Origin of the sequence: Pseudomonas morbosilactucae, from assembly GCF_023241715.1 — a bacterium.
Taxonomy (GTDB): domain Bacteria; phylum Pseudomonadota; class Gammaproteobacteria; order Pseudomonadales; family Pseudomonadaceae; genus Aquipseudomonas; species Aquipseudomonas morbosilactucae.
On record NZ_JALQCW010000023.1, the window covers coordinates 1 to 18,666 of the forward strand.

The following is an 18,666-nucleotide window of genomic DNA, read 5'->3' on the forward strand; positions in this document are numbered from 1 at the left end:
GCGTTTGAAAAAAGTGAGTCGCTGTAAGAGCGAAACCGTAAGTCGCCACACCCGCAGCAACGGATATGTACCCCACCCCCTCGCCGTAAGGACGAAACCGCCAGCCACCAAACCCGCAGCAACGGATATGCCCCTCACCAAAACCAGCCACCAACACCACGAAACAAGCCCTCAAACATCTCCCCAACCACCCTGTTGCAGCGCTATGACGTCGCTCCTATAGTCCCCCCTCGCAACCCAATCCGCGAACGACCTTGGCCGGTCGAATATAGGAACGCATCGACTATCAAACCATCATTGCAGTCGCTTTTTGCGCCAGCGATCGAGGGGCATGACGGTGATGCGCGGGACACCTTCTGGTGCACTGCTGTCCTGCCTCCGGCCAGTCTTTCCGCGTTCCACCGCCCTATTCCTCCCAATCGGCAAAAAGGTGATTGCTCTGAAAAATGGAGCTGCACCGATGACTGACCATCACCTCCCCCGCTTCACCCCCATCGACACCCACGACACCGAACACCCGGTGTTCTACCTCGACACCGAAGCCCCCTTGAGCGACCTGGCCAGCAGCGCCGCCCACCGTTTCACCGTGGTCCGCGACCTGATGGACAGCCTGTCCACCCTGAAACTGAAAGACATCAGCGATTGCGACCTGACCCGCATCACCCGTGGCGTGCACCTGCTGACACGAGAAGGTTGCGCGGTGCTGGAAGTGATTCAGTGGAGGGTTGGATAAGAGCGAGGCGCTAGGCTGTGAAGCCGCAAGCTCCAAGCTCCAAGCTCCAAGCTTGCGGCTTGCGGCTTGCGGCTTCCAGCTTACGACTCTCAAACCGAACAACTGCTCAAACCATTCTTCTCCAGATAACGCTGGTGCTCTTCATCCGCCAGGTCAAAGCGGCCCAGGGGCAGGATCACGGTGGCCACGGGTTTGTTGAGACGCCCAGACGCTTGCAGGGCAACCTTGGCCGCCCTCGCCTGTTCGGCCTGTTCGGCATCGGTGTGGAAGATCGCGGAGCGATATTTCGCCCCATCATGTTCACCTTGGCGATCCACCGAGGTCGGGTCGTGCAGGCCCCAGAAGTGCTCGATCAAGGCCGTGTAGCTCACGCGCCGAAGGTCGAAATCCACCTGCACCACCTCGATCTGCAACGCCCCGTCCGCGGCTTCAGCGGCGTAGCCCACGCGGCTTTCGAGCACCCCGGGCAGCGCCCGGAACGCGGCTTCCGCGCCCCAGAAGCAGCCGGCGCCGAAGGTTGCCGTGGCAATGCCAGTGATCGGATTCAACGCCTGACTCACTGAATGGCCCCGACTTTTTCACCGCTGGCGCCCAGCCATTGATCCACCACCGCCGGGTTGGCCTGGACCCAGGCCTTGGCCGCAACGTCGGCCGGTTGTTTGTCTTTCTCGATCTTGAGGATCAAGTCATTCAGCACGTTAGGCTCGATGCTGAAGTTCTCCAGGAAGGCGGCGATCCGTGGCGCGCGTTTCTGCAGGGCGACGGAGGCCAGCACATGCACTTTGGCGTCCGGGTAGGCGCAAGTGATCTGGCTCTTGTTCAGCCAATCGGCGTCCACCGTCGGGCTGATGAATTTCCAGCAACCGTCGGCCTTGTACAACGGGTCGCCTTTCTTGTTGTCCTGGGCGTAGCCGTCGAATGCCGGCTCTTCCAGGCGGCGCAGGTCAAAGGCGGAGAAGATCCAGTCCGGGGTGTAGGCGTAGAACACCACGCCGCGCTGGGCCTTGTAGGCGGTGGCGAGCTTGGCGTAGGTCACCGAAGCCTCGGTGGACACCGATTCGAATTGATTGGCAAAGCCGAAATCCTTGGCCTTGATCTGGCCGATGTAGGTCGATTCCCAGCCCGCCGGGCCGACCAGCAACTGGGCCTTGCCGCCCCCCAGGGGCTCGAACAGCTTGGCCACTTCAGGCTTTTGCAGGTCGTACACCGACTTCACGCCGTATTTGTCTTGCAGGTACCCGGGGATGTAGAAGCCCTGCTCACCGACGTAGGGCCGTTTGTTGGGCACCAGGGTCGGCTTGGGGCCGGTGACGTATTTGGCCCAGGCCGCCGACTGGTTGGGCAGCCAGATATCGGTCAGCACGTCCACCGAGCCATCGCCCTTGGACGCCGCGGCAAACAGCACGGCCACGTCGCCGGCGAGGTAGGAGACATCGCCGTCGAGGCGGGTCTTGATCACCTCGCCGAGGATGTTCTGGATGGCGATGGCGCCGGTCCAGTTCTGCTCGCCGATAACGATCTTGTCTTTGGCCAGGGCTGGCACGGCGATCAGGCTGGCCAACGCGGTGGCCACGCCGAAGGAACGGAAGAATGACTTGCTCAAGAAACACCTCACTTGTGATTGAACGCCTGGTCTCGCTTGCGCAAGGTCGACTGGATGATGCGATCGGGAATCAGCGCGCAGAAGACAATGGCCACACCGGCCAACATGCCCTCGCCGCCCTTGATGTTGCGTAATGCGGTCATGACGTCGTAGCCCAGGCCACCGGCGCCGATCAGCGCCGCCACCACCACCATCGACAGGCTCATGACGATGGTCTGGTTGATGCCCAGCAGCAGCGAACCGGCGGCCAGGGGCAACTCGACCTTGGTCAGGGTCTGCCAGGGCGTGGCACCGTGGGCCACCGCCGCTTCCACGGCATTTTTCGGCACTTCCTGCAGGCCCAGGGCGGTCAGGCGGATCATCGGCGCCAGGGCGAAGATCACCGTGGCAATCACCGCCGGGGTCTTGCCCACGGAGAAGAACGCCACCGCCGGGATCAGGTAGACGAAGGTCGGCAGGGTTTGCATGACGTCCAGCAAGGGCGTGATCAGGCGCCGGGCCAGGGCCCGCTTGGCCAGGAGAATGCCTGCCGGCACGCCGATCAGCAGCGAGATCAGCACCGAGGCGCCCACCAGGGCCAGGGTGGCGATGGTCCGTTCCCAAAAGCCGAACAGGCCGATGTAAAACAACGCGGCCGCACTGGTCAGGGCCAGGGCCAAGCCAGCGGAACGCCAGGCAAGGAACACCAGGGCCAGGGCCGCCACCGGCCAAGGCAGCCAGCCCAGGAGGTTTTCAATGCTTTCAATCACCGTGCGTACAGCCACGATCACCCCGACAAAACTCGACTCGAAGGTCACCTGGGACCAGCCGATCAGTTGGTCGATGGCCTCGGCAGTGGCCAGCAAGGCCTGGCGATCCGCAGGAAATTGCAGCAGCGGGCCACTGGCCTCGGGGGTCAGCACCCGCCACAGCACCAGCCCCTGGCTGAGCAACAGCACCAGGGCGGGCAACAGGGCATCGGAACGGCCCTGGCGACTCGGGCGCGACGCCAGGTGGACGCTGGCCCAGCGGCTCGCCAGCAACCCCAGCACGCCCAACAGACCCCATGCAAAAGCGCTGTGCAGCAGGCCATGAGCCAACGCGGCCAAGGCCGCCAGCTCCACGCCAAAGCCCAGCCAGTAAAGGGCGCCACGGCCTCTTGCGGCCAACGCGGCAGGCCCCAGCAACAGCGCCTGGCCTCGGGAGAACGCCGAGCTGTCGGGGCTGGCCGCGGGAAGCGGGTTGGCCGGGGTGGCCAGGGTCGGCGTCACCGCCACGGCGCCGTGTTCCTGGAAGAAATCCGCCACCTCGGCATCGGCGGGATGCTCCAGCAGCTCATCGGGCGTACCGACCTGGATCAGCCGCCCGTGGCGCAGCACCGCGATACGGTCCGCCAAGCGCAAGGCTTCGGCCGGGTCGTGGGTCACCAGCAAGGTGGTGATGCCACGCTCGCGCACCAGGCGCAGAAAGTGCTGCTGCAGGTCACGGCGAATGGTCGGGTCGAGGGCGCTAAAGGGTTCATCCATCAGCAGGATGTCCGGCTCGGTCACCAGCGCCCGGGCCAGGCCGACCCGCTGCTGCATGCCGCCGGACAACTCATGGGGGTAGTGGTCGCCCCAGCCATCCAGGCCCACAGCCTGCAGTTGCACATCGGCGGCCGCCTGACGCGACTCTTCGGCGACGCCGCGCAGCTCCAGGGGCAAGGCCACGTTGTCGCGCACCGTGCGATGGGGCAGCAGGCCGAAATGCTGGAAGACCATGCCGATGCGCCGCGAACGCAGGGTGCGCAATTCCTGGGTCGACAGTTGGCTGATGGCTTGGCCGTCGATCAGCACCTCGCCGCTGCTGGGCTCGATCAAGCGGTTGATATGCCGCAACAGGGTCGATTTACCACTGCCGGACGTGCCCATCAGGCACAGCACTTCGCCACGGCGCACCTTGAGGCTGACCTGCTGCACCGCCGGCGGCGCGCTCTGGCCGCGGCGGCGGCCGTAAGTCTTGGTCAACTGACGCAGTTCCAGCACCACGTCGGTGTGGTTCGCTGGCGTGGCGGCCGGGGGCGGGACGGCGAAAGCCTGTTGGGGGTGAACGGCAGACACGGGAACTCCTGACGCCAGACGCGGGATGGCGTAGCCAGCGGTGAACAAGAAAAAAGAGGGGGACCTGTTCGCCGGCAAGCCGGCTCCTACAGGCGAAAGCGATCTAACGGTCAATTACAACGATTTCGGGCTCCACAACTGCACGGCCCGGGCATCCACCTTGGCGGTATCCAGGGCGGCCAGGGCGGTGATCGACACGCTACGACGCAAAGCAAAGGGCAGGCGCATGGGGGCGAACCTTCTGGGAGACAGGAAAGTCGCTAAAAGCTAATCGATCTAACAAACAGAAAATAAATACTTTTTAGGAATTAGCTTAGGTTCGTGCGGCTGACCGGTATTAACGGTTACAGGGCTTGGAACCGCCGTACTGGGTTTGCCGCAGGCAGAAGAAGCTGTTTTTCTTCAAGGTCAGCGGCGCCACGGCGCAAGGCAGCACGGCCTGATTGACCTCGATCGACACCCGCTCGCCCTGCAACTCGCGCTCGTCCAGCCGAAGCTCGCAACTGCCCGCCTGGTTGCCGGCCACGTAGCCGATATTGCTGATCACCCGGTTGTCCAGTTTGATCACCAGGGGGTTCTGCGCCGCCGACGAGCAGGCCGAGAGGCTGGGGTAGCGGGCGTTGATGCTCAGGTGGTTGTCATCGCCGGTGGCCGCCGGGACCAGGGGAATGAACAGCAACGACATCAGGTGGTGGGACGGCGCGGATGTCACTTTCACATACAGCGGCTCGGGCCCGCAGGCGAGCTTGAACGAGGTGCCTTGTTCATACCTTTCCTTGCTGGCGTCCTGCCAACCGCCGAGGCTGTCGGCCTTCCAGTCGTGGCCCCATTTGTAATCGATACACCCCCCCAGGCTCAGCGCCAGGGCCAGACAGAGCGCCATCCTGTGCATAGTCGACATCCAGTGCGAAAAGTTCGCCAGTGTACGCCAGGCAAAGCGGCTCACGATGCCCTCGTAGGAGCTGGCTTGCCAGCGAAAGCGTCGGCCTGGGCGGCGCATGCCTGGCGGCCCCCATCGCCGGCAAGCCGGCTCCTACGGGATTGGTGGTGTGGGCCGATTCGTGAAAACACCCCAGGCCCCCGGTAGGAGCTGGCTTGCCAGCGAAGGCGTCGGCCTGGGCGGTGCATGCCTGGCGGGCGTCTTCGCCGGCAAGCCGGCTCCTACAGTTCAGCGCTGGGCGATGGCCTGGGAGGCGGCGAGCATGGCGCGCAACAGCACGGCGCAGCCGGCCGCCAGGTCGTCGGGGTCGGCGTTTTCGATTTCGTTGTGGCTGATGCCGCCTTCGCACGGCACGAAGATCATGCCCGCCGGGCCCAGTTCCGCGAGGAAGATCGCGTCGTGGCCGGCGCCGCTGACGATGTCCATGTGGGACAGGCCCAGGCCTTGCGCCGCCCCGCGCACGGCCTCGACGCACACCGGGTCGAAGTACAGCGGCGGGAAGTCGGCCGTCGGCGTCAGTTCGAAACTCAGACCGTGTTCTTCGCAGGTGCTGTCGATCACCTGGCGCACCTCGGCAATCATCGAATCCAGGCGGGCCGGCTCCAGGTGGCGGAAGTCCAGGGTCATGCGCACTTCACCGGGGATCACGTTGCGCGAGCCTGGGTAGGCTTGCAGGCAACCCACGGTGCCGCAGGCGTGGGGTTGATGGCCGAGGGCGGCGCGGTTGACCGCCGCCACCACCGCCGCGGCCCCCACCAGGGCGTCCTTGCGCAGGTGCATCGGGGTCGGCCCGGCATGGGCTTCGACGCCGCGCAGCTTGAGGTCGAACCACTTCTGGCCGAGGGCGCCGAGGACAATGCCAATGGTCTTGCGCTCATCCTCGAGGATCGGCCCCTGCTCGATATGCGCTTCGAAATACGCCCCCACCGCGTGCCCGCTGACGTTGCGCGTACCCGCGTAGCCAATGGCATTGAGCGCATCGCCCACGGTCACGCCGTCGGCATCGGTCTTGGCCAGGGTGTCTTCCAGGGTGAACTTCTCGGCAAAGACCCCGGAGCCCATCATGCACGGCGGAAAGCGCGAGCCCTCTTCGTTGGTCCAGACCACCACTTCCAGGGGCGCCTCGGTTTCCAGCTTGAGGTCGTTGAGGGTGCGCATGACTTCCACCCCGGCCAGCACGCCAAAGCAGCCGTCGAACTTGCCGCCGGTGGGCTGGGTGTCGATATGGCTGCCGGTCATCACCGGCGGCAGTTGCGGATTGCGCCCGGGGCGACGGGCGAAAATATTGCCGATGCCGTCCACGGTCACGGTGCACCCGGCCTCCTCGCACCACTTCACGAACAAATCCCGAGCCTGGCGATCGAGGTCGGTCAGGGCTAGGCGACAGACCCCGCCCTTGACCGTGGCACCGAGCTGGGCCAGTTCCATGAGCGACTGCCACAGGCGGTCGCGGTTGATGTGCTGATGGCTGGATTGCAGAACCTCTACGGCAGCGTTCATGGTGATCTCCTCAGGCTTTTTTTCTGATGGTTCCCAGGCTACGCCTGGGTGTTCATTGTTTTCTGATCCTGCTCCGCGGGGGCATTCCCACGCAGAGCGTGGGAACCAGCGACGCCCCGGCTTCTGATTCCCGAGCTCCGCGTCCCGCCCCCGCCGTGACGCTGAACATCACGGCGGGCCTGCACGAGTGGCGGCTGGGTTCATACTGGGGTTTTGACGGCCACGGTCTGTGGGCTGCGCAGGCTGCACAGGCCGTAGTAGAGCAAGCCGCCCAGGGCCGAACCGGTGAACCAGCCGTAGCTGTAGAACCAACTGAACAGGTCGCTGCCCAGGGACAGCAGGGTCAGCACCACCGGCACACCGAAGGCGATAAAGCCGTTCCAGTTCCACGCCGGGTAGACGTCGTCGCGGTACAGCCCGGGCAGGTCCAGTTGCTGTTTCTTGATGATGAAATAGTCCACCACCATGATCCCGGCGATCGGCCCCAGAAGGCTCGAATAGCCCAGCAGCCAGTTGGAATAGACCGTCTCCAGGCTCACGTCGGAGACCAGCAGGCCGAGCTTTTTCAGCAGTTCGTGGGCCATCAGCGCCAGGCCCACCAGGCCGGTGAGGATCACCGCCTTGGTGCGCCCGATCAGCTTCGGTGCCAGGTTCTGGAAGTCATTGGTGGGCGAGACGATATTGGCGGCGGTATTGGTCGACAGGGTGGCGATGATGATCAGCGCCATGGCCACGGCCACCCAGCCCGGGCTCTGGATATGCCCGATCAGGCTCACCGGGTCGGAGACGGTCACCCCCACCAGCTTGGCCGAGGCGGCGGTCAGCACTACGCCCAGGGCCGCGAACAGGAACATGGTCAGGGGCAAGCCGTAGATCTGCCCGAGAATCTGCGCCTTCTGGCTTTTCGCGTAGCGGCTGAAGTCGGGAATGTTCAGCGACAAGGTGGCCCAGAAACCCACCATCGCCGTGAGCCCGGCCATAAAGTAACTGGTGACACTGGCGCCTTCCGGACGCTTGGGCGGCTGGGCCAGCAACTCGGTCAGCGAGACATTCGGCAAGGCCCACACCAGCAGCCCCGCGCCCACCAGGACCAACAAGGGTGCAGACAGGGTTTCCAGCCATTTGATCGACTCGGCGCCGCGCAGCACCACCCACAGGTTGAGGGCCCAGAAGATCATGAAGCCGATCACCTCGCCGGTACCGCCCAGGGCCTTCCAGCCTTCGAAGACCGAGCCGAGGAACAGGTGGATGGCCAGGCCGCCGAACATCGTCTGGATGCCGAACCAGCCACAGGCCACCAGGGCGCGGATCAGGCACGGCACGTTGGAGCCGATGATGCCGAACGACGAACGCAGCAGCACCGGGAACGGAATGCCGTACTTGGTCCCGGGAAAGGCGTTGAGGGTCAGGGGGATCAGGACCACGACGTTGGCCAGGAGGATCGCCAGCAGCGCCTCCCCCACCGACAGCCCGAAGTAGGCGGTGAGCACCCCGCCCAGGGTGTAGGTGGGCACGCAGATCGACATGCCGACCCACAATGCGGTGATGTGCCATTTGTTCCAGGTGCGTTCCGCGACCTTGGTCGGGGCGATGTCGTGGTTGTAACGGGGGCTGTCGAGTACATCACTGCCGGCGTCCAGCTCGTACAGGCCGTCGCGCTCGGTCACTTGAGATCTGTTCTGTTGCATGGCCGCTCCACTGTTCTTTTGATTATTTTGCTCATCAGGCGGCTGGCGGGGGGACCGCGAGCCGGACGATGGCCGGAGAACTTACGACTTTCAGCCACCGGCCAACCTGTCAGCGGCGGCACTCAATAAACGTGCCGGGTTGCCCATTGACGGTTCTGCCGAATCACTGAAATCCATGTAAACAACTGATGTTAATCAGTTTTATCCGTGCAACTAAGCAGCCCTCGGTTAGTTGCCTCTCCACTCAGGCCGAATGCAAGGCAAGTTGTCCGTTCAGTCAGGACTCAATCTGGTGCACAGGTATTTTTTTCAACACTTTCCTATAGGCGGCAAGCACCCCTCAAGCAGCTGATTTCACATAGGAAATCTTGACCATATTTGGATCCTGTCAAGTGCGTCAAAATGGTGAACGGCTGCACCATTTTGCGGATTTTGTATTTTTATCGTTATTTTTCAATAACTTAATAACGATATAAGCTTATGAAAAATAATCTTGATCATTCTTCCAACAGCGACTAGTTTTTATTCCTGACACCGCTGACAGGAATAAAAAATCCCTCAGCATGCTCATTACAAAACACTTAGAACCGGCATAAGCCGGTCAAGCCTGCGAGGAACTCGGCATGTCTTTGTTGATCCGTGGCGCCACCGTTATTACCCATGATGAAAGTTATAAAGCCGATGTCTTGTGCGCCAATGGTGTGATCCAGGCCATCGGTACCGACCTGGACATTCCCGCCGCATGCGAAGTGCTCGACGGCAGCGGCCAATACTTGATGCCCGGTGGCATCGACCCCCACACCCACATGCAACTGCCGTTTATGGGCACCGTGGCCAGTGAGGACTTTTTCAGCGGCACCGCCGCGGGCCTTGCCGGTGGCACCACCTCGATCATCGACTTCGTGATTCCCAACCCGCAGCAGTCGTTGCTGGAGGCCTTTCACCAGTGGCGCGGCTGGGCCGAAAAATCCGCCAGCGACTACGGCTTTCATGTCGCCATCACCTGGTGGAGCGAGCAGGTCCGCGAGGAAATGGCTGAGCTGGTGAGCCAGCACGGGATCAACAGCTTCAAGCACTTCATGGCTTACAAGAACGCCATCATGGCCGCCGACGACACCCTGGTAGCGAGCTTCGAGCGCTGCCTGGAACTGGGCGCCGTGCCCACGGTGCACGCGGAGAACGGCGAGCTGGTCTACCACCTGCAGCGCAAGTTGCTGGCCCAGGGCATCACCGGGCCGGAAGCCCACCCGCTGTCGCGTCCGTCCCAGGTCGAAGGCGAAGCCGCCAGCCGAGCCATCCGCATTGCCGAAACCCTGGGCACACCGCTGTACCTGGTGCACGTCTCGACCAAAGAGGCGCTGGACGAAATCACCTACGCCCGCAGCAAGGGCCAGCCGGTCTACGGTGAAGTGCTGGCCGGGCACCTGCTGCTGGACGACAGCGTGTACCGCGACCCGGACTGGCAGACCGCCGCCGGTTACGTGATGAGCCCGCCCTTCCGCCCCCGTGGCCACCAGGAAGCGCTGTGGCACGGCCTGCAATCGGGCAACCTGCACACCACCGCCACCGACCACTGCTGCTTCTGCGCCGAGCAGAAAGCCGCGGGCCGTGAGGACTTCAGCAAGATCCCCAACGGCACCGCCGGTATCGAAGACCGCATGGCGGTGCTCTGGGATGAAGGGGTGAACAGCGGGCGCCTGTCGATGCAGGAGTTCGTCGCCCTGACCTCCACCAACACCGCGAAGATCTTCAACCTCTACCCGCGCAAGGGCGCGATCCGCGTGGGCGCCGACGCCGACCTGGTGCTCTGGGACCCGCAAGGCACGCGGACCATTTCCGCCAAGACCCACCACCAGCAGGTGGACTTCAACATCTTCGAAGGCAAGACCGTACGCGGCGTGCCCAGCCACACCATCAGCCAGGGCAAGCTGGTCTGGGCCGACGGCGACCTGCGGGCCGAACGCGGTGCCGGGCGCTACATCGAGCGCCCGGCCTACCCGGCCGTGTTCGACCTGCTGAGCAAACGCGCCGAGCTGCACAAACCGACCGCCGTCAAACGCTGATCCTTGTGTAAGAGCTGGCTTATGTAGGAGCTGGCTTATGTAGGAGCTGGCTTGCCAGCGATAGCGTCCTCAAGGGCAACACAAGGCCCAAGGCCCTTTTCGCCAGCAAGCCAGCTCCTACCTAAAGCGATGTTGTGTGTAACGCCAAGCAGATGCCCGTCAGAGGCAGCCGATAAAAAACCGTGAGGCCTGAACCGTGATCAAGACCCTGAACCATTTGCCCCATCCCTCTCAGGACGGGGCCACCCTCGCTGGCCATTTCACCGACCTGGCCCCCGCGCTCAACGCCCGCCAGGCGCACTTGGAAGCCTCGCGCTGCCTGTATTGCTACGACGCACCGTGCGTCAATGCGTGCCCCAGCGACATCGACATTCCGTCGTTTATCCGCAATATCCACACCGACAACGTGCAGGGCGCGGCGCAGAAAATTCTCTCGGCCAACATCCTCGGCGGCAGTTGCGCCCGGGTCTGCCCGACCGAGATTCTGTGCCAGCAAGCCTGCGTCAGAAACAACGCCGAGGAATGCGCCCCGGTGCTGATCGGCCTGCTGCAACGCTACGCCGTGGACAACGCGCACTTCAGCCAGCACCCGTTCCAGCGTGCGGCGGCCACCGGCAAGCGGATCGCCGTGGTCGGGGCCGGCCCGGCCGGGCTGTCCTGCGCCCATCGTTGTGCGTTGCACGGCCACGACGTGGTGATTTTCGAAGCCCGGGAAAAAGCCGGCGGCCTGAATGAATACGGGATCGCCAAATACAAGCTGGTGGATGACTTCGCCCAGAAGGAGCTGGAGTTTTTGCTGCAGATCGGCGGCATCGAAATCCGCCATGGCCAGAAGCTCGGCGACAACCTGACCCTGACCGACCTGCACCAGCAATTCGACGCGGTGTTCCTCGGCCTCGGCCTGGCCGCCAGCAAGCAGTTGGGCCTGGCCCACGAGGACGCCCCCGGCCTCCTGGCCGCCACCGACTACATCCGTGAACTGCGCCAGGCCGACGACCTCAGCCAACTGCCCCTGGCAGACCGTTGCATCGTCCTGGGCGCCGGCAACACCGCCATCGACATGGCCGTGCAAATGGCCCGCCTCGGCGCCCGCGACGTGAACCTGGTGTATCGCCGTGGCCTCGAAGAAATGGGCGCCACCGAACATGAGCAAGACATTGCCAAGGCCAATCAGGTGCGACTACTGACCTGGGCCGCCCCCGAGGAGGTGTTGCTCAACGACCAGGGCCAGGTGCGCGGCATGCGCTTTGCCCGTACCCGCCTCACCGAGGGCCGCCTGCAGACCACCGGGGAAACCTTCGAACTGGCAGCCGACGCCATCTTCAAGGCCATCGGCCAAGGCTTCGACGGTGCGGCCCTGAGCGACCCCTTGGCGCGGGAGTTGAAACGCGCCGGCGAGCGCATCCAGGTCGACGAACAACTGCGCACCAGCCTGCCCGGGGTGTACGCCGGCGGCGACTGCGTCAGCCTCGGCCAGGACCTGACCGTACAGGCGGTGCAACACGGCAAGCTGGCCGCAGAAGCCATGCATGCCCAACTCATGCTCAATGTGGAGGCTGCGTAAATGGCCGATCTCTCGATTGTCTTCGCCGGTATCAAAGCCCCCAACCCATTCTGGCTGGCCTCCGCGCCGCCCACCGACAAGGCCTACAACGTGGTCCGCGCGTTCGAGGCCGGCTGGGGTGGCGTGGTCTGGAAAACCCTGGGTGAGGACCCGGCGGCCGTCAACGTTTCGTCCCGTTACTCCGCGCACTTCGGGCCCAACCGCGAGGTCATGGGCATCAACAACATCGAGCTGATCACCGACCGTTCCCTGGAGATCAACCTGCGGGAAATCACCCAGGTGAAAAAGGACTGGCCGGATCGCGCCTTGATCGTTTCGTTGATGGTGCCGTGCGTCGAAGAATCCTGGAAAACCATCCTGCCCCTGGTGGAAGCCACCGGCTGCGACGGCATCGAACTGAACTTCGGCTGCCCCCATGGCATGCCGGAACGGGGCATGGGCGCGGCGGTGGGCCAGGTGCCGGAATACGTGGAGCAGGTGACTCGCTGGTGCAAGACTTATTGCTCGCTGCCGGTGATCGTCAAGCTCACGCCGAACATCACCGACATCCGCACCGCCGCCCGCGCCGCCTATCGCGGCGGGGCGGACGCGGTGTCGCTGATCAACACCATCAACTCCATCACCAGCGTCGACCTGGAGCGCATGGTGGCCCACCCGATGGTCGGCAGCCAGAGCACCCACGGCGGTTATTGCGGCTCGGCGGTCAAGCCGATTGCCCTGAACATGGTCGCGGAAATTGCCCGCGATCCGCAGACCCACGGCCTGCCGATCTGCGGCATCGGCGGCATCGGTAGCTGGCGGGACGCAGCGGAATTCGTGGCCCTGGGCTGCGGCGCGGTGCAGGTGTGCACGGCGGCGATGCTCCATGGTTTTCGCATCGTCGAAGAGATGAAGGACGGCTTGTCGCGGTGGATGGACAGCCAGGGCTACCACAGCCTGCAAGACTTCTCCGGGCGCGCGGTGGGCAACACCACCGACTGGAAGTACCTGGACATCAACTACCAGGTCATCGCCAAGATCGACCAGGACGCCTGCATCGGCTGCGGCCGCTGCCACATCGCCTGCGAAGACACCTCGCACCAGGCGATTGCCAGCCTCAAGCAGGCGGACGGCACCCATCACTATGAAGTGATCGACGATGAGTGCGTGGGCTGCAACCTGTGCCAGATCACCTGCCCCGTGCAGGACTGCATCGAGATGGTGCCCCAGGACACGGGCAAGCCCTTTCTCGACTGGCTGCACGACCCGCGCAATCCTTACAGGGAAGCAGCTGCAAGCGGTAAGTAGTAAGAGCAGCTACAAGCGGCAAGCGGCAAGCCTGGAGCCCACTTGCCGCTTGTCGCTTGCCGCTGCTTCTATGGCTCCAACCCTATACCCCGAAGGATGACGCTGGTGACGGTCTGCACGGCCCGTTCGAACTGCATGTCCGACAGCGCTTGGTGGTCGTTGAGTATCATCACCTGATGATCGAAGTCGGCGTAGTGCTGGGTCGAGGCCCAGATCATGTACAGCAGGCTCGACGGCTCCACCGGCAGGATGCGCTTGTCCTCCACCCACTGCCGGATCTTCGCCTCTTTCATCTTGGCCCAGTCATACAGGCTGGCATCCAGCGCTTCGCCCAGGGTTGGCGCGCCGTGGATGATTTCGTTGGCCCAGACTTTCGAACCGTAAGGCCGACTGCGGGAGTGGTTCATCTTGGCGCGGATGTAGCTGCTGAGCACCACCCGTGGGTCATCGAACATCTCGAAGCACAACGCGTCCTGTTTCCACACTTCCAGCAGATCGAACAGCACCGCGCTGTACAGCTCGCTCTTGGTGCTGAAGTAGTAATGCAGGTTGGAACGCGGCAGTTGGACCTGTTCGGCGATATCGGCCATGGCCGTGCCGGCATAGCCTTTTTCGGCGAAGACTTTCTCGGCGCCGAGGAGGATTTTTTCAACGTTACTGCGACGAATCTCGATCTTGTGATTGCCCATATGGGCTCCCTGGCAACAGCGTTAGGCAAGACTAGCATCCAGCCTCGTACAACTACGAAACTTCCTGAGCATGCCTTCCCCAGTGGAAACACCGGGGGTAGCATTCACGCCCGCACACCCTCGGGCCGCCTCAAGCGCAGCGCCCGTCCTGCCCTGACCCGATGGAACCTGCCCATGCCCATTCGCCCCCGCCGCCCCAGTGACGATGTGCCGCTGGCCACGCTGTGGTTGCGCTCGGTACGCGCCACGCATGACTTTTTAGACGAAGCGGACATCCAGTTGCTTTACCCCCTGGTGCGCGATGCCTACCTGCCGGGCCTGGAAGTGTGGGTGCTGGACAACCCCGATGGCCGCCCCGGCGGCTTTATCGCCCGGGCCGCCGACAAGGTTGAAATGCTCTTTGTCGAACCGGCCCAACTCGGCCAGGGCATCGGCCGCCAGTTACTGGACCATGTCAAAACCCTGCACGAGCACCTGAGCGTCGACGTTAACCAACAGAACCCCAGAGCCCATGGTTTCTACCGTCACTACGGCTTCGTCGAGTACGCACGCTCGGAAACCGACGGCGAAGGCCGGCCATTTCCAGTCATCCACATGCGCCTGGCAACCTCCTGAAGCCCGGGCCTGGGGCGTGGCTCGCCCCCTTCGGCAGCGACACAAAAATGCCCCAGCATTCGCACAAATAACGACAAGTCGCCCACAGCCGGAGTTCTTAGAATCAGCGCTCCTCTTGCTGCGGACAACAATAATGACTACGCCAACCGCCAGGATCACCGAGAGCTATGTGGTCCTGGGTGCCAAAGAGAAGATCGGCTACGGCCTGGGTGATCTGGCCTGTAACCTGTCCTTCGGTTTCGTCTCGCTGTTCCTGTTGTATTTCTACACCGACATCTATGGACTGTCCGCCGCCGAGGCCAGCCTGATCTTCGTCATAGCCCGGGTAATCGATGCCCTGTTCAATATCCTTGTCGGCTATGCCGTCGATCGCACCCACAGTCGCCACGGCAAACTGCGCCCCTACCTGCTGTATGGCGCCCTGCCCCTGGCCGGCTTGAGCATCCTGTGTTTCAGCGCCTGGAACATCGAGCTCAAATTCACCTACGCGCTGATCAGCTACACCCTCTATTGCCTGGCCTACACCACCGTCAACACGCCCTACTCGGCGCTCACCAACCGCATGACCCAGCACGAAGGTTCCCGGGCCTCACTGTCGGTGTACCGCTTTGTGCTGGCGGTGATCGGCTACCTGATCGTGGCCACCAGCGCCGAGCGTCTGGTGGCGTTGTTTACCGAACCCAGGGACGGCTACGTCTTCGCGGTCAGCCTGTTCGCCCTCCTGGCGACCTTCTGCCTGATCGCCTGTTTCGGCATGACCCGGGAACGGGTGGATACACGCCAGGACAGGCCCTCACCCTCGCTGCGCGACATGCTGCGGGCGGTGTTCGATAACCTGCCGCTGATCCACCTGTCGCTGTTCACCCTGTTCTTCTACATCGCCTACACCCTGTGGATGGCCATCGCCGTGTACTTCATCAAGTACGTGATCGGCGACGAGGGTTTCAGCCCGCTGTTCTTCGCCCTGCAGACCGCTGCCTACATCCTCGGCACCCTGCTTTCGCAGACGCTCATTGCAGGGCTGGGCAAGAAGAAAATGACCCTCGGCGTGTTGTTGCTGGGCATCGGCGGGCTGTTGATCCAGTACTTCTTCGCCAATCACAACCTGCCCCTGACCATGATCTGCATCGGCCTGTACAGCATCACCCTGGGTGCCGGGTTCGTCGCCATGTGGTCGATGATTGCCGACACCGTGGAATACGCCGAATGGAAAAACGGCCACCGGGCCGAGGGCGCGATCTATGGTTTTTTCAATTTCGTGACCAAGATCGCCATGGCACTGGGCGGCGGCCTGGCTGGCCTGCTGCTGCAACTGTCGGGCTACTCGGCGGCCCAGGTGGATGCCCAGGCCATCAACGCCATCACCCTGATGATGACCCTGGTGCCCGCCCTGATGTTCGCCCTGGGTTTTGTCTTCGTGCTGTTCTACCCCCTGGACGAACAGAGCTACCGCAACCTGCTGCAGCGTATTGAACAACGCAAGCAAACGGCCCTAGCCCCCTGACCCTATGGAGTTCCCCACCATGACCGAACCCCACGCCCCGTTGCTGGCCCGCATGAGTACCGCCGACAAGGTCAAGCTGCTCAGTGGCCAAGGCTTGTGGCGCAGCGCCCGGCTGGAACACCTGGGTATCGATGATTTCATCATGACCGACGGCACCTACGGCGTTCGCTACAGCACCCAACAGATCGAGGACGGTGCCAGCTGGAGCTTCGAGGACTTTATCCAGGTGGTGAACCAGAGCTCTGGCGACACCCCGCAGCCCAGTGGCTCCGAGGCGCTGTTCAGCGCGTCGAAACCCGCTACGTGCTTTCCCAACGGCTCCAGCCTGGCCTGTTCCTGGGACCTGGACCTGGTGTACCGCATGGGCCAGGCCCTGGGCGTGGAATGCCAGCACTTCGGTGTCGGCCTGCTGCTGGGGCCGGGGATCAATATCCGCCGCACGCCCCTGGCCGGGCGCGGCTACGAATACTATTCCGAGGACCCAATCCTCAGTGGCGAGCTGGCCGGAGCCCTGATCAACGGCCTGCAGGACCAGGGCGTGGGTGCCAGCCTCAAGCATTTCGCCTGCAACAACTCCGAGTACCGGCGCACGGAAATGGACTCGGTGGTGGACGAACGCGCCCTGCGCGAGATCTACCTGGCCGGCTACAAGCGCGCCATCGACCGCGCCCAGCCCTGGACGCTGATGTCTTCCTACAACCGCCTCAACGGCGTGCAGACCTCCCAGCATCACTGGCTGCTGACTCAGGTGCTGCGCGACGAATGGCAGTACCCGGGGCTGGTGATGTCCGACTGGTACGGCATCAAGGACCGGCCGGCGTCGCTGCTGGCAGGCAATGACCTGGGCATGCCGCAAAGCCAGCGCGACCAGCGCGAACTGCTGGCCGCCATCGAGCAAGGCCGGGTGCCCCCGGAGTGCCTGGACCTGTCCTGCCGGCGCATGCTGACCCTGATCGACAAGGTTCGGCGCGGCCGCAAACCCGAGACCCGGGCCGACTTCAATCAGCATCACGAACTGGCCCAGAGCCTGGCGGCGGAATCCCTGGTGCTGTTGAAAAACCAGGATCAACTGCTGCCCCTGTGCCCACGGAAAACCCCACGCATCGCCGTGCTGGGCAAACCGGCCCAGGCGCCGGTGATCCAGGGTTCGGGCTGTGCCACCACTCGACCTTATCTGCTGGACCGGCCCCTGGACGAGATCTTCGAACTGGGGGCCGAAGCCTTCGATATCCGCTATGCAGTGGGCACCCCGGATGACCATCAGCTCGACCCCATGGCAATGGCGCAAGCCCTGGATACCGCGCGAACCGCCGATGTGGCGATCCTCTTCGTCAGCACCGCGATTGGTGAAGACGGTGAAAACGGCGACCGGCAGAACCTCGATATTCTTCCCAGCCACGAGCAACTGATTATCCAGGTGGCCAAGGTCCAGCCCAATGTGGTTGTGGTCCTGGCCAACAGCGATGCGGTGGTCATGCCCTGGCTGGATCAGGCCAAGGCCGTGCTGGAAACCTTCTTTGCCGGCCAGGGCATGGGCCGCGCCGTGGCCCAGGCATTGTTCGGGCTGGTCAACCCCAGCGGCAAACTCACCGTCAGCGTCCCCCACTGCCTGGAACACACCCCGGCCTTCCTCACCTACCCCGGGGAAAACCTGCAACAGCGCTACAGCGAGGGGCTGTTCGTCGGCTACCGCTACTACGATAAACGTCGCCTGGAGCCCTTGTTCCCATTCGGCTTCGGCCTCAGCTACACCCATTTCGAGTACCACTCGCTGGCCACCTCCAGCGCCACCCTGGAGCCCGGCCAAGCACTGACGGTCACCGTGGAGCTGGGCAACAGCGGTGAACGTTTCGGCAAGGAGGTGGTGCAGTTGTACCTGGCCCCGCCGGCCTGCCGCCTGCCCCGGGAGGTCCAGGCCTTGAAGGCCTTTGCCAAGGTGGCCCTGGAGCCTGGGCAACGTCGCTGCGTCGAGCTGCACCTGGATTGGCAGGACTTCGCCTATTACGACCCCGCCTTCGCCCGCTGGGTCGTGGACAGCGGCGAGTACCAGGTGCGCGTAGGGGGTTCTTCGCGGCACATCGAACTCGTGGCCAGGGTCCAGGTGCAGGCCCCGGTGCTGTACCCACCGGTCAACCTCCACAGCTCCCTGGTGCAACTGCTGGACAACCCGCCGCTGTTCGAACGGGTGGCGAAGCTGGTCGCGGACAAAAGCGGCATGCCGGAAGCACACACCCGGGAAAAACTGCGCAAGATCGCCCCGGAGCTGTTTTGCGGTTTACTGATCACCCTCACGGAAATGCTCGAACTGGATATTTCCCGCGAGGAGCTGGCGGCCGCCCTGGACGCCGAGGCAGGCGCACCGGCGGGTGGCTCGGCCATGCTCACCGGGCCACAGTAAAGCC

At 63.4% G+C, this 18,666-nt stretch carries 14 protein-coding genes; 7 read left to right on the forward strand and 7 right to left on the reverse strand.

Going from position 1 to position 18,666, the window contains the following annotated elements; genetic code table 11:
• The first annotated feature begins 460 nt into the window (after positions 1 to 460).
• Positions 461 to 733 (forward strand): hypothetical protein, encoded by a 273-nt coding sequence (locus M1B34_RS11125; RefSeq protein WP_268265159.1) that lies wholly within the window; start codon positions 461 to 463, stop codon positions 731 to 733.
• An 89-nt stretch (positions 734 to 822) separates the two neighbouring features.
• Here M1B34_RS11125 and msrA read toward each other — a convergent pair whose 3' ends face one another.
• The 6 genes from msrA to M1B34_RS11155 all read right to left on the reverse strand — a co-directional run bounded on the left by msrA (position 823) and on the right by M1B34_RS11155 (position 8,542).
• The gene (gene msrA / locus M1B34_RS11130) at positions 823 to 1,272 is read right to left on the reverse strand and encodes a peptide-methionine (S)-S-oxide reductase MsrA (RefSeq protein WP_268265211.1); all 450 of its coding nucleotides are present in this window, start codon (positions 1,270 to 1,272) and stop codon (positions 823 to 825) included.
• Between the two features lie 17 nt (positions 1,273 to 1,289).
• On the reverse strand, positions 1,290 to 2,348 hold the full coding sequence (locus M1B34_RS11135; RefSeq protein ID WP_268263764.1) for an ABC transporter substrate-binding protein: 1,059 nt from the start codon (positions 2,346 to 2,348) through the stop codon (positions 1,290 to 1,292).
• On the reverse strand, positions 2,345 to 4,414 hold the full coding sequence (locus M1B34_RS11140) for an ATP-binding cassette domain-containing protein (protein WP_268265160.1): 2,070 nt from the start codon (positions 4,412 to 4,414) through the stop codon (positions 2,345 to 2,347). The genes M1B34_RS11135 and M1B34_RS11140 overlap by 4 nt, the downstream gene beginning before the upstream one ends.
• A 337-nt stretch (positions 4,415 to 4,751) precedes the next feature.
• Positions 4,752 to 5,306: a hypothetical protein gene (locus M1B34_RS11145; protein ID WP_268265161.1), complete on the reverse strand. Its 555-nt coding sequence runs from the start codon at positions 5,304 to 5,306 to the stop codon at positions 4,752 to 4,754.
• A 276-nt stretch (positions 5,307 to 5,582) separates the two neighbouring features.
• Entirely contained in the window at positions 5,583 to 6,854 is a 1,272-nt protein-coding gene (locus M1B34_RS11150; protein ID WP_268265162.1) for a Zn-dependent hydrolase, read from the reverse strand.
• Positions 6,855 to 7,054: 200 nt separating this feature from the next.
• Positions 7,055 to 8,542 carry an NCS1 family nucleobase:cation symporter-1 gene (locus M1B34_RS11155; protein ID WP_123332011.1) on the reverse strand — a complete coding sequence of 496 codons (1,488 nt, stop codon included), beginning with the start codon at positions 8,540 to 8,542 and terminating at the stop codon, positions 7,055 to 7,057.
• Positions 8,543 to 9,165: 623 nt separating this feature from the next.
• Between M1B34_RS11155 and hydA the strand changes: the two genes are divergently transcribed.
• The 3 genes from hydA to preA all read left to right on the forward strand — a co-directional run bounded on the left by hydA (position 9,166) and on the right by preA (position 13,456).
• Positions 9,166 to 10,605 (forward strand): dihydropyrimidinase, encoded by a 1,440-nt coding sequence (hydA, locus tag M1B34_RS11160; RefSeq protein ID WP_123332009.1) that lies wholly within the window; start codon positions 9,166 to 9,168, stop codon positions 10,603 to 10,605.
• 196 nt (positions 10,606 to 10,801) lie between these two features.
• A complete protein-coding gene (locus M1B34_RS11165) occupies positions 10,802 to 12,169 on the forward strand; it encodes an NAD(P)-dependent oxidoreductase (protein WP_123332007.1) in 1,368 nt (455 codons plus the stop codon).
• Positions 12,170 to 13,456, forward strand: coding sequence for an NAD-dependent dihydropyrimidine dehydrogenase subunit PreA (gene preA, locus M1B34_RS11170; protein WP_268265163.1), 1,287 nt, complete (start codon positions 12,170 to 12,172; stop codon positions 13,454 to 13,456).
• A 68-nt stretch (positions 13,457 to 13,524) separates the two neighbouring features.
• Here preA and M1B34_RS11175 read toward each other — a convergent pair whose 3' ends face one another.
• Positions 13,525 to 14,145, reverse strand: coding sequence for a TetR/AcrR family transcriptional regulator (locus tag M1B34_RS11175; RefSeq protein WP_123332003.1), 621 nt, complete (start codon positions 14,143 to 14,145; stop codon positions 13,525 to 13,527).
• A 174-nt stretch (positions 14,146 to 14,319) separates the two neighbouring features.
• On the opposite strand from M1B34_RS11175, the gene M1B34_RS11180 reads away from it, so the two are divergent.
• The 3 genes from M1B34_RS11180 (at position 14,320) to M1B34_RS11190 (ending at position 18,662) form a co-directional block, all read left to right on the forward strand.
• Positions 14,320 to 14,760, forward strand: a complete 441-nt coding sequence (locus tag M1B34_RS11180) for a GNAT family N-acetyltransferase (RefSeq protein ID WP_268265164.1) — start codon at positions 14,320 to 14,322, stop codon at positions 14,758 to 14,760.
• Between the two features lie 133 nt (positions 14,761 to 14,893).
• Positions 14,894 to 16,264, forward strand: coding sequence for an MFS transporter (locus tag M1B34_RS11185; RefSeq protein ID WP_268265165.1), 1,371 nt, complete (start codon positions 14,894 to 14,896; stop codon positions 16,262 to 16,264).
• Between the two features lie 19 nt (positions 16,265 to 16,283).
• Positions 16,284 to 18,662 carry a glycoside hydrolase family 3 C-terminal domain-containing protein gene (locus tag M1B34_RS11190; protein WP_268265166.1) on the forward strand — a complete coding sequence of 793 codons (2,379 nt, stop codon included), beginning with the start codon at positions 16,284 to 16,286 and terminating at the stop codon, positions 18,660 to 18,662.
• Positions 18,663 to 18,666: the final 4 nt, after the last annotated feature.